This is a genomic window from Bradyrhizobium sp. USDA 4011, assembly GCF_054063415.1.
Genome location: NZ_JBSSGG010000001.1, coordinates 1,188,975 through 1,205,831, shown reverse-complemented (window position 1 = coordinate 1,205,831; position 16,857 = coordinate 1,188,975). Strand labels below are relative to the sequence as shown.

The following is a 16,857-nucleotide window of genomic DNA, read 5'->3' as shown; positions in this document are numbered from 1 at the left end:
CTCCCTCGACCGTCCTGGTCCGGATGCACTTCTCCGTCGTCGCCGCCGCGGCGACGGAGCTTTTCGAAGTGAGAGGATGATGACGCAACCGCAAGAACAGATCCGAGAGACGCCGCTCGAGACCATCGACCTCCGCCATGAATTCGCCGACCTCGGCATTGGCGACGTGCTCGACCAGCTCGATTCCGAATTGATCGGCCTCAAGCCGGTGAAGACCCGCATCCGAGAGATCGCCTCGCTGCTCCTGGTCGAACGCATCAGGCGGAAGATGGCGCTGGCGACGACATTCCCTACGCTGCACATGTCGTTCACCGGCAATCCCGGCACCGGCAAGACCACGGTCGCGCTGCGGATGGCCGGCATCCTGCACCGGCTCGGCTTCGTGCGCCGCGGCCACGTCATCAGCGTCACGCGCGATGACCTCGTCGGGCAATATATCGGCCACACCGCGCCGAAGACGAAAGAGATATTGAAGAAGGCGATGGGCGGCGTGCTGTTCATCGACGAGGCCTATTATCTGTATCGCCCCGAGAACGAGCGCGACTATGGACAGGAGGCGATCGAGATCCTGCTGCAGGTGATGGAACAGCAGCGCGAGGATCTGGTGGTGATCCTGGCCGGCTATGGCGACCGCATGGAGAAGTTCTTCCAGAGCAATCCGGGGTTCCGCTCCCGCATCGCGCATCACATCGACTTCCCCGACTATTCCGACGGCGAGTTGCTCTGGATCGCCGAACTGATGTTGCAGCAGCAGAATTATCGTTTCTCCCCGGAAGCACGCGAGGCCTTTACCCGGTACATCGGCATCCGCAAGGAACAGCCGGTGTTCTCCAATGCGCGCTCGATCCGCAACGCGCTCGACCGCATCCGGCTGCGCCAGGCCAACCGGATCGTGGCGAAGCTCGACCGCACGCTCACGACCGACGACGTGATGTCGATCGAGGCCGGCGACGTGCTTGCCAGCCGCGTGTTCGCAAAAGGGGCGGGCGAGGCACGATGAACCAGGCGCTCGCCGGCATCAGGAACGCCGGGATGCGCCACATCATTGCGGGCGCCCACGCCTTGATCTTCGATGTCGACGGCACGCTCGCCGAAACCGAGGAAGTGCATCGCCGCGCCTTCAATGAGGCGTTCGCCGAGGCCGGTCTCGATTGGTTCTGGGACCAGGTCACCTACGCGCGGCTGCTTCGGGTCGCCGGAGGCAAGGAGCGCATCCGCGCCTTCGACCAGCGCAACGCGGTCCCGTCGCTGACGTTTGCCGACATCGCCGACCTGCATGGAATCAAGACCAAGCGCTACGCCGCGCTGATCGCGGCGGGTGACTGCCCGTTGCGGCCGGGCGTGAGGGCCTGGCTCGCCGGCGCGCGCAGCCGCGGCCAGCGTCTGGCAATCGCCACGACGACCTCGCATGGCAATATCGATGCGCTGCTGTCGGTTGCGCTGGGGCCGGCCTGGGCCGATCTGTTCGAGGCGATCGTCGCCGGCGACGACGTGCCGCGGAAGAAGCCGGCACCCGATGTCTATGTCGAGGTGCTGGCGCGGCTCGCGCTTGGCCCGGCGGATTGCATTGCCGTCGAGGATTCCGGCAACGGCCTCATCGCGGCTGCGCGGGCGGGCATCCCCGTGGTCATCACCCGCAGCACCTATTTCGGCGACGACGATTTCGCCGGAGCGTTGCTTGTTGTTGACGATCTGTCTGACATCGACGCCTGAAGGCCGCTGCCGCCGGCCGACAGCGCCGATTAATTTATTCTGGAAGTTAAATAAATGATGCTTGCCTCCATTACATAGTAGGGGCACAATCTCACCAAAGGTTGTCAGAAGTAACGCCGCACCTAGCGAATGGTGGGGGCTTGCTCAATTATTTCGGGAGATGACGTCTCGTGACCCCTCCACGTCGCCGCTCAATTTATTTTGGTATCTAAATAAATGGCCAGTCAGTGCGCGCATATAGTGGGGGTGGCATCCACCAAAGGTTGCTCGAGACGGTGACGTACCACCAGAAATTCTGGCGGGTGGTAGCGCTTGCCAACTGTTCCGGGAGATCGGCGCCTCATGACCCTCCACGTCATTCCGACATCTCGTTCATCCCACGACATGACGCGCGGGTGAACTTGGTATTGCAGGATCGAGATGGCTGACTGTGCGGAGTGAGCATTGGCGCTGTTGACGGGTTCAATCGACATTCCGCTATTTCGGATCGTGACGGTCCTGGCGCCGATCCGGCATCGCCGTAGATCTGCGGCCGGCCCACGAATGATAGCCGTCGATTGACGCGGTCCGCGGCAACGGTACCCTCAACTCAAAAAACCAAGGGAGCGAAGCATGTTCAAACTGAAGGTCTCGTTGATCGCACTGGCGTTGGCAGGTCTTGCTGCGACCGCACCGGACGCACGCGCCCAGAGCAAGCCGACCATCGGCATCGCGATGCCGACCAAGTCCTCGGCGCGCTGGATCGACGACGGCAACAACATGGTCAAGGTGCTGAAGGAACGCGGCTACGGTACCGACCTGCAATATGCCGACGACGACATCCCGAACCAGCTCTCCCAGGTCGAGAACATGGTGACCAAGGGCGCCAAGGTCCTGGTCATCGCGGCAATCGACGGCACCACGCTGTCCGATGTGCTGAAGCAGGCCAAGGCCCAGGGCATCACGGTGATCGCTTATGACCGCCTGATCCGGGACACGCCGAATGTCGACTATTACGCGACCTTCGACAATTTCCAGGTCGGCGTGCTGCAGGCAGGGTCGATCGTGAATGCGCTCGGGCTGAAGGACGGCAAGGGGCCCTTCAACATCGAGCTGTTCGGCGGCTCGCCCGACGACAACAACGCCTATTTCTTCTACGACGGTGCGATGTCGGTGCTGAAGCCGTATATCGACAGCGGCAAGCTTGTCGTGGCGAGCGGCCAGACGGGCATGGGCAAGGTCGCGACCTTGCGATGGGACGGCGCGACGGCGCAGGCACGGATGGACAATCTGCTCAGCGCCTTCTACGGCAAGAAGCGCGTCGACGCGGTGCTGTCGCCCTATGACGGCCTGTCGATCGGCATCATCTCCTCCCTGAAGGGCGTCGGCTATGGCAGCAAGGACCAGCCGATGCCGTTCGTCAGCGGCCAGGATGCCGAGGTGCCCTCGATCAAGGCCATGCTGCGCGGCGAGCAATATTCGACTATCTTCAAGGACACCCGCGATCTCGCCAAGGTCACGGCCGACATGGTCGATGCCGTGCTGAGCAAGAAGGAAGTCAGTGTCAATGACACCAAGACCTACAACAACGGGGTCAAGGTGGTTCCGTCCTATCTGCTGAAGCCGGTCGTGGTGGATAAGACCAATTGGGAGAAAGTCCTGATTGACAGCGGCTACTACAAGCGTTCGCAATTCGACTAGGGCGGACGAGCGGGGCTGATGGCGCCGAGGCCTAGTGACGTTGCGGGATGTGATCCGATGACGGCGATGCTTGAGATGCGTAACGTCAGCAAGAGCTTTGCCGGCGTACAGGCACTGCGCGACGTCAATTTCACCGTGCAAGCCGGGCAGATCCATGCGCTGGTCGGCGAGAACGGCGCGGGCAAGTCGACCCTGATGAAGGTGCTGAGCGGGGTCTATCCCGCCGGCAGCTATGAAGGGTCGATCCTGTTCGACGGCGAGGAGCGCCGGTTCCGCGACATCAACGACTCCGAGGCGCTGGGGATCATCATCATCCACCAGGAGCTGGCGCTGATCCCGCTGATGTCGATCGCCGAGAATATCTTTCTGTCGCGCGCGCCGTCGCGGTTCGGGGTGATCGACCGCAACGCGGTGTACCGACGGACGGCAGAGCTGCTGGCGCAGGTCGGCCTGCGGGAATCGCCGGACACTCTGGTCACCGATCTCGGCGTCGGCAAGCAGCAGCTGGTCGAGATCGCCAAGGCGCTGTCGAAGAAGGTGCGCCTGCTGATCCTGGACGAGCCGACCGCGAGCCTCAACGAGGCCGACAGCGCCGCGCTGCTGGACCGGCTGCTGGTATTCCGCGAGCAGGGCATCGCCTCGATCCTGATCTCGCACAAGCTGAACGAGGTCGCGCGGGTCGCCGACCGGATCACGGTGCTGCGCGACGGTCGCACCGTCGACAGCCTCGATTGCAGGACAGAGCAGGTCGACGAGGACCGCATCATTCGCAGCATGGTCAACCGCGATCTCGCGCATCGCTTCCCGGAGCGAAACGTTGCGATCGGCGTTCCCGTGATGACGGTGGAGAACTGGTCGGTGTATCACCCACTGCATACCGCCCGGCAGGTGATCAAGAACGTCGATTTCTCGGTGCGCCGCGGCGAGGTGGTGGGCATCGCCGGCCTGATGGGCGCCGGCCGCACCGAGTTCGCCATGAGCCTGTTCGGCAGGGCCTGGGGCTACAATATCTCCGGCAGAATCCGCCTTGACGGACGCGAGGCCAACCTTGCCAGCGTGCCGGCCGCGATCCATGCCGGCCTCGCCTATGTCACCGAGGACCGCAAGCAGCTCGGCTTGATCCTCGCCGACGACGTCCGCAAGAACGTGACGCTGGCGAGCCTGCGCCAGGTGTCGGACCGCGGCGTGATCGACGATGTCGTCGAGCTGAAGGCCGCGAGCGATTACCGCAACCGGATGCGGATCCGCTGCTCCGACGTCTATCAGGAAGCCGGACAGCTCTCGGGCGGCAACCAGCAGAAGGTGGTGCTGTCGAAATGGCTGATGACCGATCCGCAGGTGCTGCTGCTCGACGAGCCGACCCGCGGGATCGATGTCGGCGCGAAATACGAGATCTACTGCATCATCAACGAGCTCGCGGAGGCCGGCAAGGGCGTCGTGGTGATCTCGTCGGAAATGCCGGAATTGCTCGGCATCTGCGACCGGATCTGCGTGATGAATGACGGCGCCTTCGTCGGCGAGTTCGCGAAGGACGACGCGACGCAGGAGAAGATCATGCGCGCCATCATGCGCAATCTCAGGATGTCTGGAAACGGTGCCCACGACAGCGGCGTACGGGCGGGAGACGGAGCACAATGACCGACAAGACGGTGTCGCTTCCCGAGACCCCCAAGCATTCCGGCTTCATCAAGAACAATCTGCGCAACTACGGCATGCTGCTGTCGCTGCTCGCGATCATGTTGTTCTTCGAGATCGTGACCGACGGCACGCTGTTGCAGCCGGTCAATCTCACCAATCTCGTGCTGCAGAACAGCTACATCGTGATCATGGCGCTCGGCATGCTGCTGGTGATCGTCACCGGGCATATCGACCTGTCGGTCGGCTCGGTCGCGGGATTCGTCGGCGCGGTCGCGGCGGTGCTGATGGTGAGCTATCATGTCGACTACCCGATCGCCTTCATCGTCTGTCTCTTGATCGGTGCCGCGATCGGCGCGGCGCAGGGCTACTGGGTCGCCTATTTCAAGATTCCGTCCTTCATCGTGACCTTGGCGGGCATGCTGGTGTTCAAGGGCCTTGCGCTCGCGGTGCTGCAGGGCCGGTCGGTCGGGCCGTTTCCGCCGACCTTCCAGAAGCTGTCGTCGGGCTTCATCCCCGAGCTGCTTCCGAGCGCCGGCACGCTCTATCCGACCTCGCTTCTGATCGGCGTCGTGCTGGCGTTCGCGCTGGTGCTCGCGAGCGCCAAGAGCCGGGCGCGCGAGCAGTCGCACGGCATCGAGGTCGAGCCCTATGCGTTCTTCATCGCCAAGAGCATCGCGCTGGCGGGCGCTGTGCTCTATTTCACCTATCTGATCGCCTCGCATCGCGGCCTGCCGAACGTGCTCGTCATCATGACGGTGCTGATCGCGCTGTACGGTTTCGTCACGCGGCGGACCGTGATCGGCCGCCAGATCTATGCGGTCGGCGGCAACGCCAAGGCGGCGAAGCTCTCGGGCGTCAAGACCGAACGGCTGACCTTCTTCACCTTCGTCAACATGGGCGTGCTGGCGGCGCTCGCCGGGCTGGTGTTTGCCGCCCGCCTCAACACCGCGACGCCCAAGGCAGGCCTCGGCTTCGAGCTCGACGTGATCGCCGCCTGCTTCATCGGCGGCGCCTCGGCCTATGGCGGCGTCGGCCGGGTCGGCGGCGCGGTGGTCGGTGCCATGATCATGGGCGTGATGAACAACGGCATGTCGATCCTCGGCATCGGCATCGATTACCAGCAGGTGATCAAGGGCCTCGTTCTGCTGGGCGCAGTCTGCATCGATGTCTACAACCAGCGCCGTTGATTGCCGCGCAGTCATGATCCTGCGATAGGATGGCGGCGCAACGCAGGAGAATGCCGCGTGAAACTGTTCCATGCCGATGCGCTGAACATCGGAAACATCCTCGCCGAGGTCGGCCGCACCGAGATCATGCCGCGGTTCCGCCGCGTGCGGGAGATCGAGGTCCGCACCAAAACATCGGCATTCGACGTGGTGACCGAAGCCGATGAGCTCGCCGAGCAGGCGATCTCGGCCGCGCTGCTCCGGGCGTTTCCGAATGCGGTCGTGATCGGCGAGGAGGGCACGGCACGCGATCCGGCCGCGCTCGATCAGGTCGGAACCGCTGAGCTTGCCTTCATCATCGATCCGATCGACGGCACGAGGAATTTTACCTCGAGCCTGCCGCTGTTCGGCACCATGGTGGCCGCCACGATGCGCGGCGAGATCGTGTTCGGCGCGATCCATGATCCGGTCAGCAACGACACTGCGTTCGCGCTGCGCGGCGATGGCGCGTGGCTCGAGATGCCGGACGGCAGGCGGCATGATTTGAAGGTTGCCCCGGCCGTGCCGGTCAAGCAGATGGACGCGGTGATCGGCGTCAACTTTCTGCCTGAGGCGGTGCGGCCAATCGTTGCCGGCAATCTCTCCAAGCTTGGCGTCAGCGCCTGGCTCCGATGCGCCGCGCATGAGTATCGCATGGCGGCGTCCGGCCATTGCCATCTCTTGTTCTACAACAAGCTGATGCCGTGGGATCATGCCGCGGGCTGGCTGTTGCATCGCGAGGCCGGCGGCTACAGCGCACATTTCGACGGATCGCCCTACAAGCCGATCAATCTGACCGGCGGCTTGCTCTGCGCGCCCGACGAAGAAAGCTGGCATGCGGCACAGCAGGCGATCCTGACGCCGGCCGGGTAGAGCCGAGAGATGCGCTAGGGTATTGAGTTTCGAGCTGAACTGTCGAACAACCCGCTCGGTGTCGTCCCTGCGAAAGCAGGGACCCATACTCCGCGGCGGGTGTTGTGATTGGGACTCCTCGTTCCGGCGTCGCGCAATAACGACCGTTTGTGGTTATGGGTCCCTGCTTTCGCAGGGACGACATCGAATTTGTTGCGCGGCCTGTGAGTCATACTTGCGCGCTCTCGCGACGCGAATTGCCTCAGCTTTGCGTCTCGTCCCACCCTCTCATTGAACAGAGCGCGCAGGCGCACTATTCGCTGCCGACTTCGCCGGTGATGATGTTGCCGAACAGCTTCCAGCTCTCGCCTTCGAACCGCATCAGCTGCGACTGCTCGATCGGACGGAAGTCAGTCGCGCTGGTGTTGATCCTGATCCCGGGCAGGATCATCTTCGGCGCAAAGTTCTTCAGGCCGGCGGCCTGCTTCATCACGTTCTCGCGTGTGAGATCATCGCCGCACTGCCTCAGCACCTGCGCGAGCGTTTGCGCTGCGGCGTAGCCATAGACGTGATTGCCGTTGGTCTTGTCGCCGTCGGGCATGTACTTGTCCATGAACGCCCGCCATTCCCTGGTTTCGGCATCGTCGTTCCAGATCGTGTCGGTCGGATCCTTGAGGTAGGCAACCGAGATGATGCCCTGCGAATGCTCGATGCCGGCGGCGCGAATCACCGAGGCGACCGAGGTCGCGGTCGAGGTCAGGAAGAAGGTCGGCTTCCAGCCGAGTTCGGCGACCTTCTTGATGGTCTGCGCCGCGCCCTTCGGCGCCGCCCAGGTGAACAGGATGTCGGCGCCGGAGGCGCGCAGCGCCACGATCTGCGAATCCAGCGTCGGATCGGTCAGCTCGTAGGACTTGTCGGCGACGATCATGCTGGCTGCCTTGTCACCGAGGCCGTCGCGCAACCCCTTGAGCGCATCCTTGCCGGCATCGTCGTTCTGCCAGAGCACCGCGATCTTGCCGTTCGGGAATTTGTCGAGGATGTATCTGGCGTAGATCCGCCCTTCGCTCTGGTAGTTCGGCTGCCAGCCCATCGTCCAGGGAAAGCCCTGCGGATCACCGAAGCGCGTCGCACCCGATGCGACGAAGAGGTGAGGGACCTTCTTGCCGTTGAGATATTTCTGGATCGCGACATTGGGCGCGGTGCCGAGCGGCTGGAACACCAGCAGCACCTCGTCGCCCTCGACCAGCTTGCGTGCCTGCTCGACCGATTTCGGCGGCGAGAAGCCGTCGTCGTAGCTGACGAAGTTGATCTTGCGTCCGTTGATGCCGCCCTGGTCGTTGATCATCCTGAAATAGGCAGCCTCGGTCCGGCCGATCGCGCCGTAGGCCGAAGCCGGGCCGCTATAGGGCATGATGTTGCCGATCTTGATCTCGGTATCCGAGACCCCTGGGCCGTAGCTCTTCTGCGCGAGCGCCGGCGACAGCGCGCCGATCGTTACCGCGGCCGCCAGCCACGCGCGAAGACAAAATCCGTCCAACATCCCTCAGTCACTCCCTGATTGTCCGCTGATCGCCTTGTGACGTGCGCGCGGTTCCCCTTGTCGATGGCCGGTGCGTTGACGCCCGGCGACAATTATCGTATGCGCTTCCAATCTGGAAACGTTTCCAGACTAGCGCGCGTTCCCACCGATGGCAATATCCTGCGGCCGGAGAGATGTGACAAATGAGCAGACTGGAGCAGACGAGCCCGGACCATGGCGCGAGGCCGCCGCTGGTCGCCGAATGCGATGCCGTCGTGGTCGGCGCCGGCTTCGGCGGGCTCTATGCGATCTATCGGTTGCGCGAGCTCGGGCTGAAGGTGATCGGCATCGAGGCGGCGTCCGACGTCGGCGGCACTTGGTACTGGAATCGCTATCCCGGCGCGCGCTGCGACATACCGAGCCTGTTCTATTCCTACAGTTGGTCGGAGGAGTTGCGGCAGGAATGGCGCTGGAGCGAGAAATACGCCGCCCAGCCAGAGATCCTGCGCTACGCGCAGCACGTCGCCGACCGGTTCGATCTGCGCTCCCTGATCCGCTTCGACACCCGTGTGACGGGCGCCGACTGGGACGAGGAAGGCGAGAGCTGGACGTTGCGTACCGATCGCGGCGATTGCATCGTCGCATCGACTTGCGTGATGGCGACCGGCAATCTCTCGGTCCCCAACAAGCCGAAGCTCGCGGGCCTCGAACGCTTTCGTGGGCCGGTCTATCACACCGGGCAGTGGCCGCATCGGGAGATCGATTTTTCCGACTTGCGCGTTGCCGTGATCGGCACCGGCTCGTCGGGTGTACAGACGATTCCGATGGTCGCGAAGGCGGCGAGCCGTTTGACCGTATTCCAGCGCACGCCGAACTACTCGGTGCCTGCACGCAATGCGCCGCTGTCCGAAGCCGACATCGCTGCCGCCGAGCCCGTGATCGCGAAATATCGCGAAAGCCTCGAGACGCCGGAGTTCGGGCGGGTGCCCGCGAATGCCTTCGACGCACCGGTGCCCGGGCGGGACGTGCAGTGGGCGCGCTATGAACAGCTGTGGGAGCAGGGCGGCGGCGGCATCCTGACCGCGTTCCCGAACATCCTGACCGACGAGGCCGTCAACGACGTCGCCTGCGACTTCGTGCGCGACAAGATCCGCGGCATCGTGCACGACAGGGTGACGGCGGAGGCACTGTCACCGAAGGATTATCCGCTCGGCGTCAAGCGCATCTGCATCGATACCGGCTATTTCGCGACCTACAATCTGCCCCATGTCGAGCTGGTCGATTTGCGCGTGGAGCCGCTTACGACAGTCACCGAGACCGGCGTCGAGACCGCGACGCGGTCCTTTACGCTCGATGCGCTGGTGCTGGCGACGGGCTATGACGCGATGACCGGGGCGCTCGCCGCGATGCAGATCCGCGGGCGGGACGGCGCGACCCTGAAGGAGGCCTGGGTCGACGGCCCGAGCGCCTATCTCGGCCTGATGGTGTCGGGCTTTCCGAACCTGTTTATCGTGACCGGGCCGGGCAGCCCGTCGGTGATCGGCAACGTGATCCATGCCTGCGAGAACCATGTCGAGTGGATCACGGCCTGTCTCGACAACATGCGCGCCAAGGGATTGACGCGGATCGAGCCGGAACGCGACGCCGAGCAGGCCTGGATGGCGCATGTCGCCGACGCCGCCAGCCGCACGCTCTATCCGAAGGCGAATTCCTGGTACCAGGGCGCCAACATCGCGGGCAAGCCGCGCGTGTTCATGCCCTATGTCGGCCAGGGCTACCGCCACCGCATCGCGCAGATCGCGCAGCGCGGTTATGAGGGTTTTGTGCTGCGCTGAGAGTAGTGCGGCCGCGTCTCGCTCTGTCATTTGGAGGCGCGATAGCCAGGAATGACGAAATTCTGGAACCGTTTCCAGCTCGGATAGATGAGAGGATTGCGAATGGACATCAAGCGCGCAGGATCGATCGCAAGCCGGCGCGGCAGCGCCGATTGGTTCAGCGGCACGGTATGGGCTGACGGGATCGTCAATGCACCCGCTCCCGCGCGGGTGCAGGCCGCGCGCGTCACCTTCGAGCCGGGTGCGCGTACGGCGTGGCACACTCATCCGCTCGGCCAGACGCTCTACGTCACGGCCGGCGTCGGATATGTGCAGAGCTGGGACGGCCCGATCCGCGTGATCCGTCCAGGTGACGTGGTATGGATTCCGCCGGGCGAGAAGCATTGGCACGGCGCGGCGCCAACCACGGGCATGAGCCATATCGCGATCCACGAAGCGCTCGACGGCGACTACGCGACCTGGATGGAGCACGTCTCCGACGCGCAATACGCATCGGCGCCGCTGGCCGATTGATCGCCGCGGCGTTACTTCCGCCCCCGCGCGGGCGTTGCCGGCGCGGCGCAGGAATGGCGCAGGATGAGCCGCGTCGGCAGGAACACCGGGGCGCTGCTGCCGGCCTTGTCGGGCTCGCGGATCCGCTCCAGCAACAGCCGCGCGGCGGTACGGCCGACCTCGTTCATGTCCCAGCTCAGGGCTGAGATCGCGGGCGTCGCATGGCGGGCGAGGTCGGTGTCGCCACTGCACACGATCGAGACATCCTGCGGGTAGCGCAGGCCGTTGCTGGTGATCGCCTCCAGCACTTCGGCCAGCATGCTGGTGCCGAGCGAGATGATCGCGGTCGGCGGTTTTGTCATTTGCAGCAGCTGGCACACCGAGCTGAAGGCGGTGTTGGCGCCTTGCATGTGCGGACGGATCAGGGTCGGGTCGACCTCGATCTTCGCCTCCTGATGCGCCTGCCGGTAGCCCGCAAGCCGTTCCGAGCTCGGCAGCACTGCGGCGCTTCCGGTCAGCAACGCGATCCGGCGATGGCCGAGGCCGATCAGATAGCGCGTTGCCTCCAGCGCGCCGCCGCGGTGATCGACGCGAACCATGACGCTATTGGGTACCTCGCGGTCGACGGTGACGCAGGGCAGGTCGAGCGTCGCCAGCCCCTTCATGAAATCCTTGTGGGAATTGTCGCCGGCGAACAGCAGCAGTCCGTCCATCTGGCGCCGCCGCACCGCCGACAGGAACGCCGCCTCGCGCGCCTCCTCATGCTTGGTCGCCGCCAGCATCAGGAGGAAGCCGGCGCGCTGGAATTCCTCCTCCGCGGCGCTCACCATGCCGGTGTAGTGCGGATTGGAGAAATCGGCGACCATGCAGCCGATTGTGTTGGAGGCCCGCGAGCGCAGCGCCTGCGCCGCCTGGTCGGGCTCGAACCCGAGGCGCTTCACCGCGCGCATGATGCGCGCATGCAGTTCCGCGCTGGTGTAGATGCCGCCGTTGAGCGTGCGGCTGACGCTTGAGACGGAGACGCCGGCCTCGGCCGCGACGTCACGAATCGTCGGTCGTGTCCGTCGTGCTTTGGTCATCGGTGGTCGGGCCCTGTCGGTTCGGCATCGTCAAACCTAATCAGGCCCCGCTGCGAATCTCAAATGATTCCTGCGCGAGCGAAAAGCACAAAGCCGATCGCGGTCGGGATATTCGCCGACGCCGGCCGAGCTTGGTCAGCGTCGGATGGTGAATTCATCCGGACCTCGCCGCGATTCCCACTTGGCCTGCTCGAGTTCCGGACGGTCGCATTCCGCCTCGGGGTAACCGATGCAGAGGTAGCCGATGAACTTCCACGTATCGGGTATCTCCAGGATCTCGTGAACGCGGCCTGGATTGAAGATCGAGACCCAGCCGAGTCCGATGCCTTCCGCGCGCGCGGCAAGCCACATCGAGCAGATCGCGGCGACCACCGAATATTCTGTCGTCTCCGGCATCGTCGCGCGCCCGAGACCGGAGCCGATCTGGTCGGTCTTTTCGGCAAACACGGCCAGATGGCCGGGCGCCTCTTCGAGGCCCGATAGTTTCAATGCGGCATATTTGGCTGCACGCTCGCCGGAATAGGATCGCAGTGCGTCGGCGTTGCAACTCTTGAAGTCGTCGATGACAGCGCGGCGCCGTGCCGCATCGTCGACGATGACGAACCGCCAAGGCTGGCTCAACCCGACCGAAGGCGAGAGGCAGGCGATCTCGATCAGCCGCTCGATCGTGCCGTCCGGCAGCGGATCGGCCCGGAAGCGGCGCACGTCGCGCCGCCACACGAACAGTTCGTGCAGTTGCCGGCGAAACGTCTCGTCGAACGAGATCATCGCGGAGCCTTTGGCGGGATCGATCGTGTTGCTCATTTCAGCTTCATCGGCAGGCCCGCAACGACCAGCTCGACTTCGTCCGCCGCGCCGGCAATGCTCTGGTTCATGAGACCTGCGGCGTCGCGGAAGGCCCGCGCCAGTGCGTTGTCAGGCACGATGCCGAGGCCCACCTCGTTGGTGACCATGATGACCGGGCTGCGCTGGCGCGGCAGCGCATCCACCAGCCGCGTCACTTCCTGCGACCAGTCGCGCTCCGCATGCAGCAGGTTGGACAGCCAGAGCGTCAGGCAATCGACCAGCCTTGCGCCGCCGCCATCGGTCTCGGCGAGTGCCGCCACGAGGTCGAGCGGCACCTCGCGTTCGATCCAGTCGCAGCCGCGGCGCGCGCGATGCTTGGCGATCCGCTCATCCATTTCCGCGTCGAGCGCCTCGGCGGTCGCAACATAGACCGGCTGACCTGGAAAGCTGCGCGCGCGAAGTTCGGCGCGCCGGCTTTTTCCGGACCGGGCTCCGCCGGTGATCAGAATGACGGCCATATGGTCTCCTGTTGCGAACCGGTATCCGCTTCGCCTCGAAAACGCTCTAACCACCAATCGCGGCAAAAGACAAAGCCGAAATCCGCCATGGAGGGCTTGCACTCGGCCGACGTCTTGCGCATCAGGGGGATCGCGCGCATCAGGGGGATCGCGGCGAGGAGAGGTGCGTGGGTTTTGCGGGAGCAATGGCGGTGGCGATGGCTGTGGACGCCTTGATCGGCTGGCCGGCTTGGCTGTTTGCCCGCATCGGCCATCCCGTGACCTGGCTCGGCCGGCTGATCCATCTGGTCGATACCGCCTGGAACCGGGCCTCCGATCCGCCGGCGTTTCGTCGCGTCACCGGTGTCGCGGCTGCCATCCTGGTGATCGCGCTGGCGACGGCGCTGGGTTGGACCGTTCAATCTTTGCTCCCGTCCGGATGGGGTCACGTCGTCCTGGTCGGTGTGCTGGCGTGGCCGCTGGTGGCGCTGCGCTCGCTGCACGACCATGTCGCCGCAGTGGCGCATCCGCTTGCGTCCGGCGACATCGCGGCTGCGCGTTCGGCGGTCGCGCAGATTGTCGGACGGGATCCGGCAACGCTCGACGACGCCGGCATCGCGCGCGCGACCATCGAGAGTCTTGCCGAGAATGCCTCCGACGGCATCGTGGCGCCGGTGTTCTGGGGTGCGCTGTTCGGCCTGCCGGGAATCCTCGGCTACAAGGCAATCAACACGCTGGATTCCATGATCGGTCATCGCACCGAGCGGCACGAGGCCTTCGGCTGGGCCGCTGCCCGGATCGACGATCTCGCCAATCTCGTTCCGGCGCGGCTGACCGGACTGCTGTTCGTGCTGCTTGCCCCGGGCTTCTCGCAGGCGTGGTCCTGCATGCTGCGCGACGCGCGGCGCCATCGCTCGCCGAATGCGGGCTGGTCGGAGGCGGCGATGGCCGGCGCACTCGGTGTGCGGCTCAGCGGGCCTCGCACCTATCACGGCAGCATCGCGGATGAGCCCTGGCTGAACGAGGGGGCGCGCGATCCGGCTGCCGCTGATGTCCTCGCCGGGCTGAAGCTCTATCGTTACGCCATGATGCTGTTGGCCGCGGCGTTCGTGGCCCTGGCGCTGGCGTGAAGGAGCGGCGCATGCGCGAGCATGGCGGAAATCTCGATGTCGCCCAGCAGCGCTTCGGCGGGGCTGCGGAAGACTGGATCGACCTGTCGACCGGGATCAATCGGGTGCCGTATCCTGACGTCGATGTCGAGCCGCGGCAGTGGAGCGCGTTGCCGTCGCGCTCCGATATCGAGTCGCTGCACAACGCCGCGCGGCAGGCCTACCGCACCGACGCGCCGATCGTGGCGATGAGCGGTGCGCAGGCCGCGATCCAGTTGCTGCCGCATCTGCCGCCGCGCGGGCGGGCACGGATTCTTGCGCCGACCTACAACGAGTATGCCGGGATGTTGTCGGCCGCCGGTTGGGACGTGACCGAGGTGTCCGATCTCGCAGCGCTTGCGGGAGCGGACATTGGCATCATCGTCAATCCGAACAATCCCGATGGCAGACGCCATGATCGGCACGAACTGCTCGCGCTGCTGCCGCGCGTTGGCCGGCTCGTGATTGACGAGAGTTTTGCGGATGCGGTACCCGACCTGTCGCTTGCGGGGGCGGCCGGACAGCCGGGGCTGCTGATCCTGCGCTCATTCGGCAAGTTTTACGGACTTGCCGGCCTGCGGCTCGGTTTCGCCGTCGGCAGCGCGCCGGATATCGCCGCGCTTGCAGCAATGGCGGGACCATGGCCGGTTTCAGGAGCGGCGATCGCAATCGGGCGGCGCGCCTTGCTCGATCGCGACTGGGCAACGGCGACGATTGAGCGGCTCGCGGACGATTGCGCCAGGCTCGATGCGGAGGCGCAATCGCGCGGCTGGACGCTGCTCGGCGGCACGCCGCTGTTTCGTCTCTACGAGACCGGCGACGCGCTGGCCGCGCAGGACAAGCTTGCCCGCGGCCAGATCTGGTCGCGCGTCTTTCAGCAAAAGCCGGGATGGTTGCGCCTCGGTCTGCCGGGCAGCGAGGCTGAATGGTCCCGTCTCGCCGCCGTGTTGTCGTGTTGATGGTTTAGCGTGCCAGCGCGAGCAGGCCCTCGACATCGAGATGGGCCTCGATGTGCTCGGCGAGTGCGTCGAGCGCGCTCTCGACCCTGGCGCCATACGGCTGATCCGTCGCAGGGATATCGAGCCGCGCAAGGAACGCCTTGCGAAATCCGTCCGAGGCGAACAGGCCGTGCAGATAGCTGCCGTGAACGCGCCCATCACGCGACATGGCACCTTCCGGCGAGCCGTCAAGCATTGAAAAGGGCCGCGCGCGATCCGGGCCATCGGTGCGTCCGATGTGGATTTCGTAGGCGCTGATCGGCTGACCCGTCGCAGCATGCACAGCGCTGACGCGCGTCAGCGTCTTCTGTTCGGTCATGGTCGTTGTGACATCGAGCAGCCCGAGGCCGCGCGTTTCGCCGGCGAGCCCCTCGATCCCATCGGGATCGGCAACGCTCTGCCCAAGCATCTGGTATCCGCCGCACAGCCCAAGGATATGGCCGCCGCGGCGATGATGCGCCAGCAGGTCGATGTCCCAGCCTTGCGCGCGCAGAAAGGCGAGGTCGCCGCGGGTCGATTTCGAGCCGGGCAGGATGACGAGCTTCGCGTCGCCCGGAATGGCTTCGCCCGGCCGCACCATCACGAGATCGACGCCGGGTTCGAGCTTTAGCGGATCGAGGTCGTCGAAATTGGCGATCCGCGACAGCGCCAGAAACGCGATCTTGCACTGACCGGGCTTGCGCGCCTCGCCAAGCCCGAGTGCGTCTTCGGCCGGAAGCTCGCCGGCGCGAACGAACCAGGGCAGCACGCCGAAGGCGCGCCAGCCGGTGCGGGCTTCGATCAGCCGGTAGCCGTCGTCGAACAACGTCGGATCGCCGCGGAATTTGTTGATGACAAAGCCCTGGATCATCGCGGCATCATCGGGATCGATCACCGCCTGGATGCCGACGAGCTGCGCGATCACGCCGCCGCGGTCGATGTCGCCGACCAAGACCACGGGCACGCCAGCTTTGCGCGCAAAGCCCATGTTGGCGATATCGGACTTGCGCAGATTGACCTCGGCGGGGCTGCCGGCGCCTTCGACCAGCACGAGGTCGGCGCGCTGTTTCAGGCGCCCAAAGCTCTCCAGCACCGCGCCCATCAGCGACGGCTTCATGGCGGCATATTCGCGCGCGCGTGCGGTCGCGATCCGTTTGCCGTGCACGATGACCTGGGCGCCGAGGTCGGTCTCGGGCTTCAGCAGCACCGGGTTCATGTCGGTGTGCGGCTCGACGCCGGCGGCAAGCGCTTGCAGCGCCTGCGCGCGCCCGATCTCGCCGCCGTCGACGGTCACGGCGGCGTTGTTGGACATATTCTGCGGCTTGAAGGGCAGCACGCGCAGGCCGCGTCGTCTCGCGGAACGCGCGAGGCCGGCGACGATGAGCGACTTGCCCACGTCCGAGCCGGCTCCCTGGATCATCAATGCGCGCGCCATG

The 16,857-nt window shown here is 65.0% G+C and carries 15 protein-coding genes; 10 read left to right on the top strand and 5 right to left on the bottom strand.

Going from position 1 to position 16,857, the window contains the following annotated elements; genetic code table 11:
• Nucleotides 1–79: 79 nt before the first annotated feature.
• The 6 genes from cbbX (at nt 80) to ACVW1C_RS05745 (ending at nt 7,109) form a co-directional block, all read left to right on the top strand.
• Nucleotides 80–1,000, top strand: coding sequence for a CbbX protein (gene cbbX / locus ACVW1C_RS05770; protein ID WP_456757578.1), 921 nt, complete (start codon nt 80–82; stop codon nt 998–1,000).
• On the top strand, nt 997–1,713 hold the full coding sequence (locus ACVW1C_RS05765) for an HAD family hydrolase (RefSeq protein WP_456757577.1): 717 nt from the start codon (nt 997–999) through the stop codon (nt 1,711–1,713). The genes cbbX and ACVW1C_RS05765 overlap by 4 nt, the downstream gene beginning before the upstream one ends.
• Nucleotides 1,714–2,325: 612 nt before the next feature.
• Nucleotides 2,326–3,393, top strand: a complete 1,068-nt coding sequence (chvE, locus tag ACVW1C_RS05760) for a multiple monosaccharide ABC transporter substrate-binding protein (protein ID WP_456757576.1) — start codon at nt 2,326–2,328, stop codon at nt 3,391–3,393.
• A gap of 57 nt (nt 3,394–3,450) precedes the next feature.
• Nucleotides 3,451–5,031, top strand: coding sequence for a multiple monosaccharide ABC transporter ATP-binding protein (gene mmsA / locus ACVW1C_RS05755; protein ID WP_456757575.1), 1,581 nt, complete (start codon nt 3,451–3,453; stop codon nt 5,029–5,031).
• Nucleotides 5,028–6,218 carry a multiple monosaccharide ABC transporter permease gene (mmsB, locus tag ACVW1C_RS05750; RefSeq protein WP_456757574.1) on the top strand — a complete coding sequence of 397 codons (1,191 nt, stop codon included), beginning with the start codon at nt 5,028–5,030 and terminating at the stop codon, nt 6,216–6,218. Before mmsA ends, mmsB begins: the two co-directional genes overlap by 4 nt.
• Before the next feature lie 57 nt (nt 6,219–6,275).
• Complete coding sequence (locus ACVW1C_RS05745; protein WP_456757573.1) at nt 6,276–7,109, top strand: inositol monophosphatase family protein; 834 nt, start codon at nt 6,276–6,278, stop codon at nt 7,107–7,109.
• A 292-nt stretch (nt 7,110–7,401) separates the two neighbouring features.
• On the opposite strand, the gene ACVW1C_RS05740 is transcribed toward ACVW1C_RS05745, so the two are convergent.
• A complete protein-coding gene (locus ACVW1C_RS05740) occupies nt 7,402–8,628 on the bottom strand; it encodes an ABC transporter substrate-binding protein (RefSeq protein ID WP_456757572.1) in 1,227 nt (408 codons plus the stop codon).
• Between the two features lie 182 nt (nt 8,629–8,810).
• Between ACVW1C_RS05740 and ACVW1C_RS05735 the strand changes: the two genes are divergently transcribed.
• Entirely contained in the window at nt 8,811–10,442 is a 1,632-nt protein-coding gene (locus ACVW1C_RS05735) for a flavin-containing monooxygenase (protein WP_456757571.1), read from the top strand.
• A 102-nt stretch (nt 10,443–10,544) separates the two neighbouring features.
• Nucleotides 10,545–10,955, top strand: a complete 411-nt coding sequence (locus ACVW1C_RS05730; protein ID WP_456757570.1) for a (R)-mandelonitrile lyase — start codon at nt 10,545–10,547, stop codon at nt 10,953–10,955.
• 11 nt (nt 10,956–10,966) lie between these two features.
• Here the strand turns inward: ACVW1C_RS05730 and ACVW1C_RS05725 are convergent, their stop codons facing one another.
• From ACVW1C_RS05725 to cobU, 3 genes are all read right to left on the bottom strand, one after another.
• A complete protein-coding gene (locus ACVW1C_RS05725) occupies nt 10,967–12,013 on the bottom strand; it encodes a LacI family DNA-binding transcriptional regulator (protein WP_456757569.1) in 1,047 nt (348 codons plus the stop codon).
• A 135-nt stretch (nt 12,014–12,148) separates the two neighbouring features.
• A complete protein-coding gene (bluB, locus tag ACVW1C_RS05720) occupies nt 12,149–12,781 on the bottom strand; it encodes a 5,6-dimethylbenzimidazole synthase (RefSeq protein WP_456763000.1) in 633 nt (210 codons plus the stop codon).
• A gap of 32 nt (nt 12,782–12,813) precedes the next feature.
• The gene (gene cobU, locus ACVW1C_RS05715; RefSeq protein WP_456757568.1) at nt 12,814–13,317 is read right to left on the bottom strand and encodes a bifunctional adenosylcobinamide kinase/adenosylcobinamide-phosphate guanylyltransferase; all 504 of its coding nucleotides are present in this window, start codon (nt 13,315–13,317) and stop codon (nt 12,814–12,816) included.
• A gap of 167 nt (nt 13,318–13,484) precedes the next feature.
• On the opposite strand from cobU, the gene cbiB reads away from it, so the two are divergent.
• Nucleotides 13,485–14,426, top strand: coding sequence for an adenosylcobinamide-phosphate synthase CbiB (cbiB, locus tag ACVW1C_RS05710; protein ID WP_456757567.1), 942 nt, complete (start codon nt 13,485–13,487; stop codon nt 14,424–14,426).
• 11 nt (nt 14,427–14,437) lie between these two features.
• Entirely contained in the window at nt 14,438–15,403 is a 966-nt protein-coding gene (cobD, locus tag ACVW1C_RS05705; protein ID WP_456757566.1) for a threonine-phosphate decarboxylase CobD, read from the top strand.
• A 4-nt stretch (nt 15,404–15,407) separates the two neighbouring features.
• On the opposite strand, the gene ACVW1C_RS05700 is transcribed toward cobD, so the two are convergent.
• A complete protein-coding gene (locus ACVW1C_RS05700) occupies nt 15,408–16,856 on the bottom strand; it encodes a cobyric acid synthase (protein ID WP_456757565.1) in 1,449 nt (482 codons plus the stop codon).
• Nucleotide 16,857: the final 1 nt, after the last annotated feature.